Raw genomic sequence first — 16,903 nt, 5'->3', positions numbered from 1 at the left:
CTTCGGCAGCTTCTACAGGATCGCGTCTTGCCACGCCTTTGTAGGAGCTGCCGAAGGCTGCGATCTTTTAGTGTCGGGCTGCGCTAATCTTCCCGGATTGGCCAATGCGCTTAGGGATATCGACCATGCAATGGATTTTCATGCTGATAGGGCTGGTGCTCGGCTGGATACTCGACGAGTCGTTCAGCGATGCGCTGCTGGGTGCGTTGCTCGGTCTGGGTATGGGTCAAGCCATCCGTATCAACCGTCTGGATTCGCAAACCGCCGCCCAGCATCTGTTGCTCGAGCAAACGCAGGCCACGTTGACTTCGGTTCAGCAGCGGCTGGCATGGCTGGAGACGTCTGGCGTCAAAGCGCCTGAACGCAGCGAACCGGCGCCTGAATTCATTCTCGATGAAATCCCTGTTGAGTCTCCAGAGCTGATCTGGGAGCTACCTCCCGAACTCGAACCCGTCACCGCCGCGTTCACTGAAGCCAGTCGACCCCTGCCTGTGGACGCCTGGAAGCCAGAACCGGTCTCCCGCGAGCCCCAGGAGCCTGCCGCCCCACGCGGCCCCAACTTCATCGAGCGCGCCATCAACGGTGCTCGAGCCTGGTTGTTCGGCGGCAACACCGTGCTGCGCGTTGGCGTGGTGCTGTTGTTTCTCGGGCTGGCGTTTCTGCTGCGCTATGCCACTGAAGGCATGGTGGTGCCGATCGAACTGCGTTATGCCGGGGTAGCTGGCGCTGCCTTGGGCTTGCTGGGTTTAGGTTGGTGGCTGCGCACGCGCAACAGGCAATACGCGCTCATGTTGCAAGGCACCGGGATCGCGGTGTTGTACCTGACAGTATTTGCCGCGATGCGCTTGCACCCGTTGCTCGACCCTGGTGCCGCATTGGGATTGCTGGTGGCAGTGACGGTGTTCTCGGCGATCCTCGCCATCACTCAGGATGCATTGGGCCTGGCCGCTGTTGCGGCACTCGGCGGTTTCGCCGCGCCGATTCTGACGTCGACTGGCGCAGGTAACCATGTCGCCCTGTTCAGCTACTTCGCGTTACTCAACGCCGGCATTCTCGGCATTGCCTGGTTCAAGGCCTGGCGACTGCTGAACCTGATTGGCTTCGTCAGCACCTTCGGCATCGGTTTCGCCTGGGGATTGCGCTCCTATACGCCGGAACTGCTGTGGAGCACCGAGCCGTTTCTTGTCCTGTTCTTCCTGATGTACCTGGCCATCGGCTTGCTGTTTGCCCGGCGCAAACTGCTGGAGATGAGCGACGCGCCCGAGGATGACAGTCGCGAGGCGCTGTTGCGCTGGTCGGCGCGCAAGGGTGATTACGTTGACGGTACGATGCTGTTTGGTCCGCCATTGGTGGGCTTTGGTTTGCAGTTCGCACTGATCCAGCATCTGGAGTTCGCGGCGGCTTTCAGCGCGCTGGCGCTGGGCATGATCTACATGGGGCTGGCGCGTTTGCTCAGTGGTGGACGGGCGTTGCTGTTAGCGGAAACCTGCCTGGCACTCGGCGTGATTTTTACCAGCCTGGCGATTCCGTTGGGGCTCGACGCTCGCTGGACCTCGGCCGCTTGGGCCGTGGAAGGTGCGGGCATCTTCTGGCTCGGCCTGCGTCAACAACGACCGTTGGCTCGTGCCTTTGCCTTGCTGCTGCAATTGGGCGCGGCAGCGGCATTTCTCAGCGAGCTGCGCGGCGGCGAAAGTAGCCTGCTCGATGGGGCACCGCTCGGTGCATTGATGCTCGGCGTGGCGCTGCTGTTCAGCTTCTACCAATTGCGCAAAGCGACGCCGGAACAGATCTCGGAATGGGAACGCAAAGGGCTGCCTGTGTTGGCGTGCCTGGGTTTGACGTTCCTCTATCTGTTGGCGCCGTTGTTCTTCTTCACACAAGGCACGACGATCAGTTGGGCGCTCGCCGGTCTGGCCACCTTGTTCGTCGGGCTGCGCCTGCAATCACGCACCTTCCTGTTCAGCGCATTTGCCGTGCAGTTGCTGGGAGGCGCGTTGTTCCTGATGCGGCTGCAAGGTTCGAGTGGCGAGACAGGCGCCGTATTCAGCGCCGGTTGGAGCGGCTTGCTCAGCGCGTCGTTGATCGGCCTGGCGCTGATTGCCGGGATGTTGCTGGCGGCAAGGGACGAAATGGTGCGCAGTGATCCGCGGCTGTTGCGCGGTTTGTCGGTGGTGTTGCTGGCGGGTCTGGTGCTGATCAACCTGGCGGTGCTGTTCGTTCTGCCTTGGCAAACAGCGAGCGCCGTGTGGGCGGCCAGCGGGCTGTTCATCATCTGGCTGAGCCTGTATCTGACGCAGCGAGTGAGTTTTATCTTCGGTCTGCTGCTGCAGGTGATCGGCGGCACGGCGTTTTTGCTGTCGGGTCCGCAGCTGTTCGGTGCATTGGCCAGCGAGGGTCTGCGACCCCTGGCACACGGCGGTTTCTGGACGCCACTGGTCTTGGGTCTGGCGGCATTGATCGGCGCTTGGCGCTTGCAACTTGGCACCCATGCCTCGGCGTTCGATTCGCTCAGCTTGCAGCGTTTGTCCCAGGTGTTGCTGGTGTGGGGCGCGGGTTGGTGGGCGTTGGCGTGGGGGCTGGAAATCCTGCGGTTTGCGCCGGTGGACCTGCAGGCGACTTTGCTGCTGGTCGCCACGGCAGTGAGCGTTGCGTTGTGGACGTGGTTGGCGTTGCGCCTTGAATGGTCATCGCTGGGCTTGCTCTGTCTCTCGCTGATACCGGCGGCTGGTCTGGTGCTGCTCGACGCCTTGTACGCCCGTTTCCACCCGGCTGCCAATGTCGGCTGGCTGGCGTGGGCAGCTGTGTTCACCGTCCACTTCATCTCTGTGCGGCGCCTGGCGCCCATGCTGGCGCCCCGTGCGATCAGCGCGGCGCATGTGCTGGGCGGCTGGCTGTTGATCGGCGTGCTGGCCCTGGAGTTGCGTTACGGCTTGCTGCTGTTGTCCGAGCAATACAACGCCTGGCGCTGGCTGGGCTGGGCGATTCTGCCAAGCCTGTACCTGGTGCTGATGGCCGCGCCGCGCAATTGGCCATGGCCGGTGTCCGCCTATCCTCGTGAATACCGTCTCTACGCGGCGGCGCCTCTGGCGTTGCTGATGCTCGGCTGGTTCTGGCTGGCGAATATTGTCAGCGACGGCACCGCCGAGCCCTTGCCCTATGCGCCGCTGATCAACCCGCTGGAGTTGGGGCTGCTGTTCGCGTTGTTCGGCGTGTTCGTCTGGTCCCGATACGCCGTGACGCAACTGGCGATCCGCAAGCCTTTCGTTGATCTCGCCAGCCAACTGGTCGCAGGTATCTCGCTGTTTGCCTTCTTTACCGCGCTGGTGATGCGCACCGCTCATCATTGGGGTGGTGTTCCATTCGAGCTGGATGCGCTGCTGGCATCCATGCTGGTGCAGGCGGGGCTGTCGATCGTGTGGACCTTGATGGCGTTGAGCTTGATGATTGGCGGCCATCTGCGTCATCGCCGCGAAGTCTGGCTGATCGGTGCGGCGCTGATCGGCGTCGTGGTCGCCAAACTGTTCTTTGTCGAATTGAGTAACCGCGGCGGACTGGCGCGGATCGTGTCGTTCATCGGCGTGGGTGTGTTGCTGTTGGTGGTCGGCTATTTCGCCCCGCTGCCACCCAAGCGTGCCGAAGCTGCGCCGGAGGCGGATAAGCCCGCCCCGCAAACCGAAGGAGTGTCGTCTTGAGTCAGAAGCTGAACCTGGGATGGTTGGGTGCCGTTGCGTTGGGTGTGGCGCTCACGGCCAATGCTCAGGAAAAACCGGCGGATTTCACCACGCAGGTGCCCTTGTCGGTGAGCGGGGAAGGGCCGTGGTATCGCCTTGAGCTGCCGTTGAGTGTGCAATTGAATGCACGCCAGACAGATCTTAGCGATGTGCGCGTCTTCAACGCTGCCGGTGAGCCACAGGCCTACGCCTTGGTTCGGGCGTCGGCGCAATCCAGCGAGCAACGTGTGCTGTCCGATGTGAAATGGTTCCCGCTGTACAGCGCCGCCGATTCCACCGAACGCGCGCCGGGTGTGCGGGTGCAATCGACCGCCAACGGCACGCTGGTCGAAGTGCAGCCATCCAGCCAACTCGAGGCCGGCGAAGAAGTGCTGCGTGGCTGGTTGCTGGACGCCAGCGCCATCAAAGCGCCGTTGCAGCAATTGATCCTCGACTGGACCAGCGATCGCGACGGCTTCCAGCGATTCAGCATCGAAGCCAGCGATGATCTGCAGCACTGGCAATCCTGGGGCGACGGGCAAGTCGCGCGCCTGACGTTTGCCGACGAACGGGTCGAGCAACGTGAAGTCAGTTTGCCGGGGCAGACGGCGCGTTACCTGCGCCTGCTCTGGAGCTCACCACAATCGGCACCTGCCTTGACCTCGGCACAAATCGAAAGCGTCAGTGCGCGCAACGTGCCGCAGCCGTTGGTCTGGTCGCAACCGTTGGCGGGCAGCAGCGTGAAGGCGGGTGAATACACCTGGCAATTACCGATGGGATTGAATGTCGAGCGCGTTCAGATCGAGTTGAGTCAGCCCAACAGTCTGGCGCCAGCCATTGTGTCCGGCCGTCGGGAAAGCAGTCTGCCGTGGCAAGCATTAAGCACCGGTTTGCTCTATCGCCTGACCCAGAATGGCCAGGACGTGATGCAAAACGAGCTGCAACTGCCGGGGCAAACCGTGCAGCAGTTGAAGCTTGTGGTGGACGAACGTGGTGGTGGTTTGGGAGCGCAAGCGCCGACGATCCGTTTCGCCGTACGATCGACGCAGTTAGTGTTCCTGGCGCGCGGCACCGGGCCTTACACACTGGTGCTGGGCAGTGCGACGGCGAAGGCGGCGAACCTGCCGTTGTCGACGTTGATCCCGGATTACAAGGCGGCGAAATGGGTGGCGTTGGGCAAGGCGTCGGTTGAAGGCGCAGCCGTGGTGAGTACTACTTCCACGGTGACAGCGGCCGCTACGACGGACATGAACTGGAAGAAGTTCGGGTTGTGGGCGGTGTTGCTGTTGAGCGTGTTGTTTCTGGCGGCAATGGCGTTCAGTTTGCTGCGTAAACCGCCCGTCAAGCCGTGAAGACCGGTGCTGCGCACCATCGCGAGCAGGCTCACTCCCACAATGAGTACGCGTGACACTGTAGGAGCGAGCCTGCTCGCGATAGCGGTTCAATGGTCGGTAAAAATGCCCGTTTCGAACTACGCTAAACCCCGCGCATGAACTCTATTCGGCATCTCACGTCTGATAGGAGGAAATGCGCCCCGACTCGCGTTAAACTGCGCGGGTTTTCAGTCCCCCATTCCACCGGAGCCTTCCATGTCCCGCGTTACCCTGAGTCGCTATCTGATTGAGCAGACCCGTAGCAACAACACGCCTGCCGATCTGCGTTTCCTGATCGAAGTGGTGGCGCGCGCCTGTAAAGAAATCAGCCACGCCGTTTCCAAAGGCGCCCTGGGCGGTGTTCTGGGCAGCATGGGCACCGAAAACGTCCAAGGCGAAGTGCAGAAGAAACTCGACGTCATCTCCAACGAGATCCTGCTCGAAGCCAACGAATGGGGCGGTCACCTGGCCGGCATGGCGTCCGAAGAAATGGACAATGCCTACCAGATCCCGGGCAAATACCCGAAAGGCGCCTACCTGTTGGTATTCGACCCGCTGGACGGTTCGTCGAACATCGACATCAACGCACCGGTCGGTACCATCTTTTCGGTACTGCGTTGCCCGAGCGAATACCTGAGCCAGAACGAAGCGCTGAACGAAAAAGCCTTCCTGCAGCCAGGCACCGAGCAGGTTGCTGCCGGTTATGCCATCTACGGTCCGCAAACCATGCTGGTGCTGACCCTCGGCGACGGCGTGAAAGGCTTTACCCTGGACCGTGAAATGGGCAGCTTCGTACTGACTCACGAAGACATCACGATCCCGGAGTCCACTCAGGAATTCGCGATCAACGCTTCCAACCAGCGTCACTGGGAAGCGCCGGTACAGCGCTACGTCGGCGAACTGCTGGCTGGCGATGAAGGCCCGCTGAAAAAGAACTACAACATGCGCTGGGTCGCCGCGATGGTCGCCGATGTGCACCGTATCCTGACCCGTGGTGGTCTGTTCATGTACCCACGTGACAGCCGCGAGCCGTCGAAGCCGGGCAAGCTGCGCTTGATGTACGAAGCCAACCCGATGTCGTTCCTGGTTGAACAGGCTGGCGGCGCTTCCACCGACGGCCACCAGCGCATCCTCGACATTCAGCCTGAAGGCCTGCACCAGCGCGTAGCGGTGTTCCTCGGCTCGAAAGAAGAAGTTGAACGCGTCACGGCTTACCACAAGGAATAAACATGACCGCGCCCTGGCAGCCGTTGCTTGAATGGTGGTTCGGAGATTGCGAATCATCCACCGAGGTGGCGGCACAGAAGGGCAAGTTGTGGTTCGGCAAGCGTGACAGCCAGGACCTCGAAGCGCGCGAGCGTTTCGGGGACTGGGTCGAGCAGGCACTGGCCGGCGGATTGACCGAGTGGACGCAACGTCCCGAAGGTTGGCTGGCCCTGGTGTTGTTGCTCGATCAAGTTCCGCGAATGATCTTTCGCGACACTCCAAGATCCTTTTCAGGCGATCCAAGGGCTCAGGCACTGGTAGCGCAGGGCATTGCTGCGGATTTCGATCGGCAATTGCGGCCGATCCAGCGGGTGTTCATCTATCTGGTGTTTGAGCACTGCGAGAATCTGGCGGTGCAGAACGAGTGCATCTCGCGCTACATCGATCTGGTGGCGCAACAGCCTGAAGACGACCGGGCGCTGTTTGCCGATTACCTGGATTACGCCGAGAAGCATCAGAAGGTGATCGCGCAGTTCGGGCGGTTTCCGCATCGCAATGCGGTGTTGGGGCGGGAGTCTACAGCTGAGGAGTTGGAGTTTCTTTCGAAGCCTGGTTCCAGGTTTTAGATTTTAATTGCGGCTGATGCCGTCATCGCTGGCAAGTCGAATCGTCGCACCGCAGCTCCCACAGGGGGCTGTGCCGTACACTTGATGCGTGTCCGCCACAGATAATTGTGGGAGCTGGCTTGCCAGCGAAGGGGCCTGTAAATCTGGCTCAGATCCGGAAGCTGCCGACCAGCTGCTTCAACCGCGCCGCCTGCTGCTCAAGGTCTGCACACGCGCGTAAAGTCGACTGCAGGTTCTCCACGCCTTCCTGGTTCAACGTGTTGATCTCGGTAATGTCGACGTTGATCGACTCCACCACGGCCGTCTGTTCTTCCGTTGCCGTGGCCACCGACTGGTTCATCCCGTCGATCTCACCGATACGCTGAGTCACGCTACCGAGCCGTTCACCAGCCTGATTGGCAATGCCAACGCTGCTTTCACTCTGGCGCTGGCTGTCGGTCATGGTGCTGACCGCTTCACGCGCACCGACCTGCAATTCCTCGATCATCTTCTGCACTTGCTGCGCAGAATCCTGAGTGCGATGCGCAAGGTTGCGCACCTCGTCAGCCACCACGGCGAAACCACGACCTGCTTCGCCGGCACGGGCCGCTTCGATGGCGGCGTTCAACGCCAGCAAATTGGTCTGCTGCGAGATGCTGGTGATCACTTCCAGGATCTGCCCGATGTTCACGGTGTTGCTGTTGAGCGTTTCGATGTTGCCGCACGAATCACTGATCTTCGCTGACAGTTGCTGCATCGCGGCGATGGTCTTGTCGACCACCTGCTGACCGTCTTCCGCCAGGGCGCGGGCGTCGCTCGAATGCTGAGAGGCGAGGGCGGCGTTCTGCGCGATTTCCTGCGCGGCGGCACCCAGTTCGTTGATCGCCGCCGCCACGCTGCTGGTGCGTGAGGCTTGCTGGTCGGAATTGAACATCGACGAATTCGAGGCAGCCACCACACGTAGCGCCACTTCGTTGACCTGACCCGTTGCCGAAGCCACTTCGCTGATTGATGTGTGAATACGTTCCACAAAGCGGTTGAACGAAGTCCCCAGGGCGCCGAATTCATCATGGCCGTGGATGGTCAGGCGTTTCGTCAGGTCACCTTCGCCTTCGGCGATGTCGTGCATGGCGCGGCCCATGGTCAGCAGCGGCTGCATCAGGAAGCTGATCAGCATGCCCAGCAGCGCGATGATGATGACCACCGCGATGACCATGGCGATGATCGCCGACGTGCGAAATTCGCTCAGCATCGAGAACGCGGTTTCCTGATCGAGCACCAGCGCCACGTACCAGTCCGCCGACGGCACGCCGTTGACGTGGGTGAAGGAGATGAACTGGCTTGTGCCATCGATCTCGACTTCTTTCATGCCAGGGCTGACGTTTGGCGCACCGTTCGGGTAGGCGTCGGCCAGGCTCTTGAGCACCAGTTTGCTGTCTGGATGAATCAGAATCTTGCCATCAGCACCGACGATGAACGCGTGACCGTGGCCGCCGAAATTCAGGGAGTTGATGATCGCGCTGACGCTGGACAGGTCGATGTCCGCACCTGCAACGCCGATCATCTGGCCCTGGCGCTGAACCGGAGTGGCCACGGTGATTACCAGCTTGCCGGAGGACGCAGCGATGTACGGTTCGGTGACGATGGTCTGTTGCGCGCTGTTGGCCGCCTTATACCAGCCACGGGCGCGAGGATCGTAGTCCGCAGCGCGATTGCCGGCCGGAACCGAGAACATCACGCCGTCGCTGCCGCCGAAGTAGCTCAGCTGGAAATTGCTGGTGTAGGCCGGAAGGTCGATAACCCGCTTGAGGCTGGCCGGGGCGCTGCCGTCCGCGGCGATCTGCTGGGACAGCGATTGCAGCAACTGAATGCGGCTTTCCAGCCAGGTCTGAATGTTGCTGGAGGTCAGGCTGCCGAGTTCCTGCATCGACGCTTCGGTACTGCTGCGCAAGGTCTGGCGCTGGCGGTAGTCGTTGAACAGGATGAAACAGGCAAATGCAACGGCCACCACGAGGGCAGCAGCCAACAGGATCTTGTGGCTGAACTTCATGTTTCTGGTCATTAAATGAGCTACCGCGGAGGGGCTGATCAACAGGGGGGCTTGCGCTGCTTCTATGTCGACCGGTCGGCGCCAAAGATTAGGCGTCTTTGTCGAAAATCGACGAAATGTTCATTGGCGCGAGAAAGTCGCTGATTCTTCGGCAAATGGCAGACGAGCGGCCTGATAAATAGCCGGTCATGCGGGGAACCAGATAGGGGTTTTCTCTTCTAAGCTTCTGCTTGGCAGCCATGCCAACCCCCTTCGCCCCAGGAGCTACACCATGTCGCTGCGCTCTATCGCCCTGCTTTCGTTCTGCGTGTTGTTGGCCGCATGCAGCAAGGTCAATCAGGAAAACTACTCGAAGTTGTCTGCCGGTATGCCCAAGGCCGAGGTTGAAAACCTGCTGGGTAAACCCGCCGATTGTTCGGGCGCGCTGGGCATGTCCAGTTGCACTTGGGGCGACAAGAACAGCTTTATCAGCGTGCAATACGCCGGTGACAAAGTGTTGATGTTTTCTGGCCAAGGCCTGAAGTAAACCGGGGCTACGCGCCCACGGGAGAAAAACAATGAAGCGGTTAATTTTTGTACTTTTAGCGGGCCTGGTATTGGCCGGCTGCGCCACTTCTGGCGAAGATCCGTTGGCGCCGAAAACCGTCAACAGCGTCAACCTCAAGAAGTATCAGGGCACCTGGTATGAGTTGGCGCGCCTGCCGATGTATTTCCAGCGCAACTGCGCGCAATCCGAAGCCCATTACACGCTCAAGCCCGACGGTAATGTATTGGTGCTCAACCGTTGCCTGACGGCGGACTGGCAATGGGAAGAAGCCAAGGGCACGGCTTATCCACAGGTGCCGGGCAAGACCGACAAGTTGTGGGTCGAGTTTGATACCTGGTTTTCGCGATTGCTGCCGGGTGTAGCGAAAGGGCAATACTGGGTGTTGTACGTCAGCGACGACTACAAGACCGCCATCGTCGGCGATCCAAGTCGTCGGTATCTCTGGCTGCTGTCCCGGACGCCTTCGGTCAATGGTGTAGTGCGTGAAGAACTGCTGAGCAAGGCGCGTCAGCAAGGTTACGACACCACGCGGCTGATCTGGCGGGCGTCGGATACGCAGATGGCCAAGACCTCGAATTAGCAGCGCGGCTTAAAAAAAGATCGTCCGAACGCGGCCCGAGCCTGCGGCAGCTCCTACATTGATCCGGTTGATCGCAATAATGCGGATCAACCTGGACCCTGTAGGAGCTGGCGCAGGCTGCGATCTTTTGCTTTTAACCGAGCAACTCTCGCAGGACCCGGGTGAACGCCCGGTTGCTTTCTTCCTCGTGCGCATGACGTCCGTTACGCACGACCCACTGGCCGTTGACCAGTACATCACGCACTTGACGATCGCCACCGGCAAACAGCCAACGGTTCAGAATCCCGTCGCCACTGGCTGTGGCCAGGTACGGATCATTGCCGTCCAGCACCAGCCAGTCAGCGCGCTTGCCCACTTCCAGAGCGCCAATCGGCTGGCCCAGCGCCTGCGCGCCGCCGTCCAGTGCCGCGTCGTATAACGTACGGCCGACCATCGGCTGATCCGCGCCATACAACCGGTTACGCCGCTGATCGCGTAGTCGCTGGCCATATTCCAGCCAGCGCAACTCTTCCACCACGCTCAATGACACATGGCTATCGGAACCGATGCCCATGCGCCCGCCCTGCGCGAGAAAATCCACCGCCGGAAAGATCCCGTCGCCGAGGTTGGCTTCGGTGGTCAGGCACAGCCCGGCGATGGCGCGACTCTTGGCCATCAGCGTGACTTCTTCCGGGTTGGCGTGGGTGGCGTGGACCAGGCACCAGCGCTGATCGACTTCAGTGTTTTCGTACAACCATTGCAGCGGACGGCGACCGCTCCAGCTCACGCAGTCATCGACTTCCTTTTGCTGCTCGGCGATGTGGATGTGCACGGGGCATTGCTTGTCGCTGGCGGCGAGCACTTCGCTGATCTGCTGCGGGGTGACCGCTCGCAACGAGTGGAAGCACAAACCAAGGGATTGCGCCGGTTGTTGCGCCAGGATCGGCTGCAAGCGCGACTGCAGCTTGAGGTAGTTCTCGGTGCTGTTTATAAAACGGCGCTGACCCTCATTTGGTGCCTGGCCGCCGAACCCGGAGTGGCTGTAGAGCACCGGCAACACCGTCAGGCCGATGCCGGCAGAGGCGGCGGCCTGGCTGACGCGCAGAGCCAGCTCGGCAGGGTCTGCGTAAGGCTGGCCGTTGAGGTCGTGATGCACGTAATGAAATTCAGCGACGGACGTGTAGCCCGCCTTGAGCATTTCGATGTACAGCTGACGGGCAATGACGCCGAGTTGGTCCGGACTGATTTTTCCGACGAGGCGGTACATCAAATCGCGCCAGGTCCAGAAACTATCGTTCGGATTGCCCGCCACTTCGGCGAGCCCGGCCATTGCCCGCTGGAACGCATGGGAGTGCAAATTCGGCATGCCCGGAAGTAGCGGGCCACTCAGCCTTTCGGCGCCATCTGCAGTGGAATCAGCCTGGACATGAGTCAATACGCCATCGGCGCTGACCTCAAGACGTACGTTATTGGCCCATCCGTTAGGCAGAAGCGCGCGCTCGGCAAAGAAAGCGGACATGGTTCAGCACCCCATCGTGTGTTATTTGTATATACATATACAGACGTTTGCCTGCTCGGTAAACTCCGGCAAGCTAGCAATCTCATCCAGACGAACAAAGGATTAACCGTGCCGACTCCGCCTGCAGTCTCTCCGTTGGCCGCGAACATGGGCGACAGTCCGGCGCCCCTGTACGCCCGCGTTAAACAGATGATTACCCAGCAAATCGACAGCGGTAATTGGCCGCCTCACTACCGCGTTCCGTCGGAAAGCGAGCTGGTCAGCCAGTTGGGTTTCAGCCGCATGACCATCAACCGCGCGCTACGCGAGATGACCGCCGACGGTCTTTTGGTGCGCATGCAAGGTGTCGGCACGTTCGTCGCCGAGCCGAAAAGTCAGTCCGCTTTGTTTGAAGTGCACAACATCGCCGACGAAATCGCCTCTCGCGGTCATCGTCACACCTGCAAGGTCATCACCCTCGAAGAAGAGGCGGCCGGTTCCGAGCGTGCCCTGGCGCTGGACATGCGCGAAGGCCAGAAAGTCTTCCACTCGCTGATCGTGCATTTTGAAAACGATATCCCGGTGCAAATCGAGGATCGTTTCGTCAACGCACTGGTGGCGCCGGACTACCTCAAACAGGATTTCACCCTGCAAACGCCCTATGCCTATCTGAACCAGGTGGCGCCGCTGACTGAAGGCGAGCACGTGGTCGAGGCGATACTGGCTGAAGCGACCGAATGCAAACTGCTGCAGATTGAAAAGGGCGAGCCCTGCCTGCTGATTCGTCGTCGCACCTGGTCTGGCCGCCAGCCGGTAACAGCCGCTCGCCTGATCCACCCCGGTTCCCGTCATCGTCTGGAAGGTCGGTTCCATAAATGAAAGAAATGAACGTTCTACGCGCCAAGGATTACCCTCGCATGCCGTGGAAAAACGGCGGCGGCAGTACTGAAGAAATCACTCGCGACGCCGGCACCGGTCTTGATGGCTTCGGCTGGCGCCTGTCGATTGCCGACATCGGCGAGTCGGGCGGGTTTTCCACCTTTGCCGGGTATCATCGAGTGATCACCGTGCTGCAGGGCGACGGCATGACCTTGCGGGTTGACGGTCAGGACACGCGAACATTGTTACCGTTGGACCCGTTTTCCTTCAGCGGCGAGAGCCAGGTTTCCTGTGCATTGGTGGGTGGCCCGATTCGCGACTTCAACCTGATCTATGCGCCGCAGCGTTACGACGCACGATTGCAGTGGCTGGATGGCGATCAACGGTTTTTCAGCTCGGCCGGCACAGTACTGGTGTTCAGTGTTGCCGATGGCCTGGAGGTGAAGGTCGATCAAAGCGACGCACAGTTGGGTCGTCATGATTGCCTGCAGCTCAACGGTAACGCCGGCCTGCTGGAAATCTCCAGCAACGGTCCATGCTGCGTGATCGAACTGACTGCACGCTAAACCTGTGGTGAGGGGGTTTATCTGTGTGGCGAGGGGATTTAGCGAAACGTCGCACCGCCCCGTTGGGCTGCGAAGCGGCCCTAAAGATATGGGACTGCTGCGCAGTCCAACGGGGATAAATCCCCTCGCCACAAGAAGATCCCCTCGCCACAAGAAGATCCCTTCACCACCACAAAAGCGGTACTCATACCGTTCCCCTCCGCGCACCACTTTGTTACCGAACGCCCCAGCGTGGCGCAAAACCTCGTCCAAGTAACAGCCATCCCCCTGCGCTCAAAAGCCCTCCGCAAAAATTTCATTTCCCTCCCAGCCCTTGCTCTACCAGTGTTTCAAAGCGTTTCAGCATTTTTCTTGAACAACCATCCAGCAAGTTGGCCGCTTGATTGCATATGCTTGTATGTACAAGTAAAGACGTATGCGTATGAGTCATTCGAGACTCTCCGCAGCGTCCACTGATTCGCTTGTGGCGCAACGATGCGCACAGGCTGGCTTGCCCACTGCCAGGGTTGGTTTGAATTGATCGCTGAGGAGTCTTTTTCGTGACTGACAATAAACCTACGAAGTACCGTGACGTTGAAATCCGTGCCGCCCGCGGTAACACGCTGACCGCCAAAAGCTGGCTGACTGAAGCGCCGCTGCGCATGTTGATGAACAACCTCGACCCGGAAGTCGCCGAGAACCCTAAAGAACTGGTGGTTTACGGTGGTATCGGGCGTGCGGCACGTAACTGGGAGTGCTACGACAAGATCGTCGAGAGCCTGACCAATCTGAACGACGACGAGACCCTGCTGGTGCAATCCGGCAAGCCGGTCGGCGTGTTCAAGACCCACACCAATGCCCCGCGCGTACTGATTGCCAACTCCAACCTGGTGCCGCACTGGGCGAGCTGGGAACACTTCAACGAACTCGACGCCAAAGGCCTGGCCATGTACGGCCAGATGACCGCAGGCAGCTGGATCTACATCGGCAGCCAAGGCATCGTCCAGGGCACCTACGAAACCTTCGTCGAAGCCGGTCGCCAGCATTACAACGATGACCTCAAAGGTCGCTGGGTCCTGACCGCAGGCCTCGGGGGCATGGGCGGTGCTCAGCCACTGGCCGCGACCCTGGCCGGTGCTTGCTCGCTGAACATTGAATGCCAGCAGGTCAGCATCGATTTCCGCCTCAACAGCCGCTACGTCGACGAGCAAGCCAAAGACCTCGACGACGCACTGGCGCGCATCGACAAATACACCAAGGAAGGCAAGGCGATTTCCATCGCGCTGCTGGGTAACGCCGCTGAAATCCTGCCGGAACTGGTCAAGCGTGGCGTGCGTCCGGACATGGTCACCGACCAGACCAGCGCCCACGACCCACTCAACGGCTACCTGCCCGCTGGCTGGACCTGGGACGAATACCGCGCCCGCGCCAAGACAGAGCCGGCTGCCGTGGTGAAAGCCGCCAAGCAATCGATGGCCGTGCACGTTAAAGCGATGCTCGAATTCCAGAAAATGGGCATTCCGACCTTCGACTACGGCAACAACATCCGTCAGATGGCGCAGGAAGAAGGCGTGGAAAACGCGTTCGACTTCCCGGGATTCGTGCCGGCCTACATCCGCCCGTTGTTCTGCCGTGGCATCGGCCCGTTCCGTTGGGCTGCACTGTCGGGCGATCCGCAAGACATCTACAAAACCGACGCCAAGGTCAAAGAACTGATCCCGGACGACGCGCACCTGCACAACTGGCTGGACATGGCCCGCGAGCGCATCAGCTTTCAGGGTCTGCCGGCGCGTATCTGCTGGGTCGGCCTGGGCCTGCGCGCCAAGCTGGGTCTGGCGTTCAACGAAATGGTGCGCAGCGGTGAGTTGTCCGCGCCGATCGTCATCGGCCGTGACCACCTGGACTCCGGTTCCGTGGCCAGCCCGAACCGTGAAACCGAATCGATGCAGGACGGTTCCGACGCCGTGTCCGACTGGCCACTGCTCAACGCCCTGCTGAACACCGCAAGCGGCGCGACCTGGGTGTCGCTGCACCACGGCGGCGGCGTCGGCATGGGCTTTTCCCAGCACTCGGGCATGGTCATCGTCTGCGACGGCACCGACGAAGCGGCCGAACGCATCGCTCGCGTGCTGCACAACGACCCGGCGACCGGGGTCATGCGCCACGCCGATGCGGGTTACCAGATCGCGATCGACTGCGCCAAGGAACAAGGCCTGAACCTGCCGATGATCACCGGTAAATAGACAACCCATGTAGCAGCTGCCGAAGGCTGCGTTAAGGGCCGAAGGACCTTCGCTCCACATTGGAGTGCCGGGGTCGCTTCGCAACCCAACGCAGCCTGCGGCAGCTGCTACAGGGATTGCGTAAACCTACAATAACAATCCACAGAGGTTGAATCATGGCTGTAAACAACGATCGTGCAGGCAACAAACCGTTGATCGAGAAACGTTCGATCGACTACATCCCGGAAGCGGAAAGACACGGTCGTCTATTGAGTCAGTTCACCCTGTGGATGGGGGCCAACCTGCAAATCACTGCGATTGTCACCGGGGCCTTGGCCGTGGTGCTGGGTGGTGATGTGTTCTGGTCGTTGATCGGTCTGTTGATCGGTCAACTGCTGGGGGGCGGGGTGATGGCGTTGCATGCGGCGCAAGGGCCCAAGCTTGGCCTGCCACAGATGATTTCCAGCCGGGTACAGTTCGGTGTTTATGGCGCGGCCATCCCGATCGTACTGGTCTGCTTGATGTACCTCGGTTTCACCGCCACGGGCACCGTACTTTCCGGCCAGGCGCTGGGCCAGTTGTTCGGCGTCAGCGACAGCGTCGGTATCCTCATTTTTGCCAGTGTCATCGTGCTGGTCACGGTGCTCGGCTATCGGGTGATCCATTGGATTGGCCGCGTCGCCAGTGTCATTGGCGTGATTGCTTTCGTTTTCCTGTTCAGCCGTCTCATGAGCCAGACGGACGTTGGCGCACTGCTGGAAATCCGCCACTTCAGCTGGAGCAGCTTCCTGCTGGCTGTATCACTCGCGGCGTCCTGGCAGATCGCCTTCGGCCCTTACGTGGCTGACTATTCGCGCTACCTTCCAAGCAAGACTTCCTCGGTGAAGACCTTTTTCGCCGCTGGCGCGGGTTCGGTCATTGGTGCACAGGTGGCAATGATCCTCGGTGTGTTCGCCGCTGCATCGGCCAACGGCCAGTTCGTCGGTCACGAAGTCGCCTACATCGTGGGTCTGGGCGGCACCGGTGCCACCGCCGCGCTGCTGTACTTCAGCATCGCCTTCGGCAAGGTCACCATCTCCACGCTCAATTCCTACGGCAGCTTCATGTGCATTGCGACCATCATCAGCGGCTTCCGTGGTGAGCTGAAGGTCACGCGCTTGCAGCGTCTGGTCTTCGTGCTGGTCATCGTCGGTGCTGCGACCCTGATGGCATTGCTCGGCCAGCACTCGTTCCTCGGTGCATTCAAGTCCTTCATCCTGTTCCTGCTGGCGTTCTTTACGCCATGGAGCGCGATCAACCTGGTGGACTACTACTGCATCACTCGCGAGCGTTATGACGTGCCAGCGCTGTCCGATCCGAAAGGTCGCTACGGCCGTTGGAACCCATTGGGTATCAGCGTCTATGTTTTCGGTGTACTGGTGCAGCTACCGTTCATCTCCACCAAGTTCTATACCGGTCCGCTGGTAGCGGCCCTGGGTGATGTGGATATCTCCTGGATCATTGGTCTGGTGCTTCCTGCAGCCCTGTATTACGTGTGTGCGAAAAAATGGCACGGCTCAGTGCCCGATCAACTGATTCTGCCGGTCGAGCAGGACAGTGTTGTACAACCAGTAACGAGCGGGGCCAGTCGCGCTGCGGCGCGGGCCTGATTGGACGAGGACAGGGCTGGATGCCTCTTGACTGCCGTAAGCCAACTCATGATTAGGAGC

General features: G+C 60.3%; 13 protein-coding genes and 1 pseudogene. 10 read left to right on the top strand and 4 right to left on the bottom strand.

All coding sequences use genetic code 11. The annotated features are described in order from the left end of the window. Positions 1 to 125 precede the first annotated feature (125 nt). The 4 genes from H7698_RS13575 to H7698_RS13560 all read left to right on the top strand — a co-directional run bounded on the left by H7698_RS13575 (position 126) and on the right by H7698_RS13560 (position 6,915). On the top strand, positions 126 to 3,692 hold the full coding sequence (locus H7698_RS13575) for a DUF2339 domain-containing protein (RefSeq protein ID WP_194691699.1): 3,567 nt from the start codon (positions 126 to 128) through the stop codon (positions 3,690 to 3,692). Beyond that, positions 3,689 to 5,062, top strand: a complete 1,374-nt coding sequence (locus H7698_RS13570; protein ID WP_194691698.1) for a DUF3999 domain-containing protein — start codon at positions 3,689 to 3,691, stop codon at positions 5,060 to 5,062. Before H7698_RS13575 ends, H7698_RS13570 begins: the two co-directional genes overlap by 4 nt. Positions 5,063 to 5,299: 237 nt before the next feature. After that, positions 5,300 to 6,310 carry a class 1 fructose-bisphosphatase gene (locus H7698_RS13565; protein ID WP_194691697.1) on the top strand — a complete coding sequence of 337 codons (1,011 nt, stop codon included), beginning with the start codon at positions 5,300 to 5,302 and terminating at the stop codon, positions 6,308 to 6,310. A gap of 2 nt (positions 6,311 to 6,312) precedes the next feature. Beyond that, the gene (locus H7698_RS13560) at positions 6,313 to 6,915 is read left to right on the top strand and encodes a DUF924 family protein (protein ID WP_194691696.1); all 603 of its coding nucleotides are present in this window, start codon (positions 6,313 to 6,315) and stop codon (positions 6,913 to 6,915) included. A 148-nt stretch (positions 6,916 to 7,063) separates the two neighbouring features. Here the strand turns inward: H7698_RS13560 and H7698_RS31900 are convergent, their stop codons facing one another. The 3 genes and pseudogenes from H7698_RS31900 to H7698_RS13550 form a co-directional block, all read right to left on the bottom strand. After that, entirely contained in the window at positions 7,064 to 7,828 is a 765-nt protein-coding gene (locus H7698_RS31900) for a methyl-accepting chemotaxis protein (RefSeq protein ID WP_370694726.1), read from the bottom strand. 93 nt (positions 7,829 to 7,921) lie between these two features. Continuing rightward, positions 7,922 to 8,944 (bottom strand): annotated as a pseudogene (locus H7698_RS31895) (HAMP domain-containing protein); the annotation flags it as partial. Positions 8,945 to 9,032: 88 nt separating this feature from the next. Continuing rightward, positions 9,033 to 9,185, bottom strand: a complete 153-nt coding sequence (locus H7698_RS13550; protein WP_194691694.1) for a hypothetical protein — start codon at positions 9,183 to 9,185, stop codon at positions 9,033 to 9,035. 30 nt (positions 9,186 to 9,215) lie between these two features. On the opposite strand from H7698_RS13550, the gene H7698_RS13545 reads away from it, so the two are divergent. Together H7698_RS13545 and H7698_RS13540 are read left to right on the top strand one after the other, a co-directional pair. Beyond that, the gene (locus H7698_RS13545) at positions 9,216 to 9,470 is read left to right on the top strand and encodes an outer membrane protein assembly factor BamE (RefSeq protein ID WP_162441041.1); all 255 of its coding nucleotides are present in this window, start codon (positions 9,216 to 9,218) and stop codon (positions 9,468 to 9,470) included. A 31-nt stretch (positions 9,471 to 9,501) separates the two neighbouring features. After that, on the top strand, positions 9,502 to 10,071 hold the full coding sequence (locus H7698_RS13540; RefSeq protein WP_194691693.1) for a lipocalin family protein: 570 nt from the start codon (positions 9,502 to 9,504) through the stop codon (positions 10,069 to 10,071). A gap of 133 nt (positions 10,072 to 10,204) precedes the next feature. Here H7698_RS13540 and H7698_RS13535 read toward each other — a convergent pair whose 3' ends face one another. Continuing rightward, positions 10,205 to 11,569 carry a formimidoylglutamate deiminase gene (locus H7698_RS13535; protein WP_194691692.1) on the bottom strand — a complete coding sequence of 455 codons (1,365 nt, stop codon included), beginning with the start codon at positions 11,567 to 11,569 and terminating at the stop codon, positions 10,205 to 10,207. 147 nt (positions 11,570 to 11,716) lie between these two features. Here H7698_RS13535 and hutC point away from each other — a divergent pair, with 147 nt between their 5' ends. The 4 genes from hutC (at position 11,717) to H7698_RS13515 (ending at position 16,843) form a co-directional block, all read left to right on the top strand. Continuing rightward, positions 11,717 to 12,427 (top strand): histidine utilization repressor, encoded by a 711-nt coding sequence (gene hutC / locus H7698_RS13530; protein ID WP_162441046.1) that lies wholly within the window; start codon positions 11,717 to 11,719, stop codon positions 12,425 to 12,427. Then, the gene (locus H7698_RS13525; RefSeq protein ID WP_194691691.1) at positions 12,424 to 12,993 is read left to right on the top strand and encodes a HutD/Ves family protein; all 570 of its coding nucleotides are present in this window, start codon (positions 12,424 to 12,426) and stop codon (positions 12,991 to 12,993) included. Before hutC ends, H7698_RS13525 begins: the two co-directional genes overlap by 4 nt. Positions 12,994 to 13,532: 539 nt before the next feature. Next, entirely contained in the window at positions 13,533 to 15,215 is a 1,683-nt protein-coding gene (gene hutU / locus H7698_RS13520) for a urocanate hydratase (RefSeq protein WP_194691690.1), read from the top strand. A gap of 155 nt (positions 15,216 to 15,370) precedes the next feature. Then, positions 15,371 to 16,843, top strand: coding sequence for a purine-cytosine permease family protein (locus H7698_RS13515; protein WP_194691689.1), 1,473 nt, complete (start codon positions 15,371 to 15,373; stop codon positions 16,841 to 16,843). Positions 16,844 to 16,903 lie beyond the last annotated feature (60 nt).

Origin of the sequence: Pseudomonas sp. p50(2008) (assembly GCF_015351605.1) — a bacterium.
In the GTDB taxonomy this organism is placed as follows: domain Bacteria; phylum Pseudomonadota; class Gammaproteobacteria; order Pseudomonadales; family Pseudomonadaceae; genus Aquipseudomonas.
The sequence above is the reverse complement of the archived record's forward strand: the minus strand, read 5'-3'. Positions and strand labels throughout refer to the sequence as shown.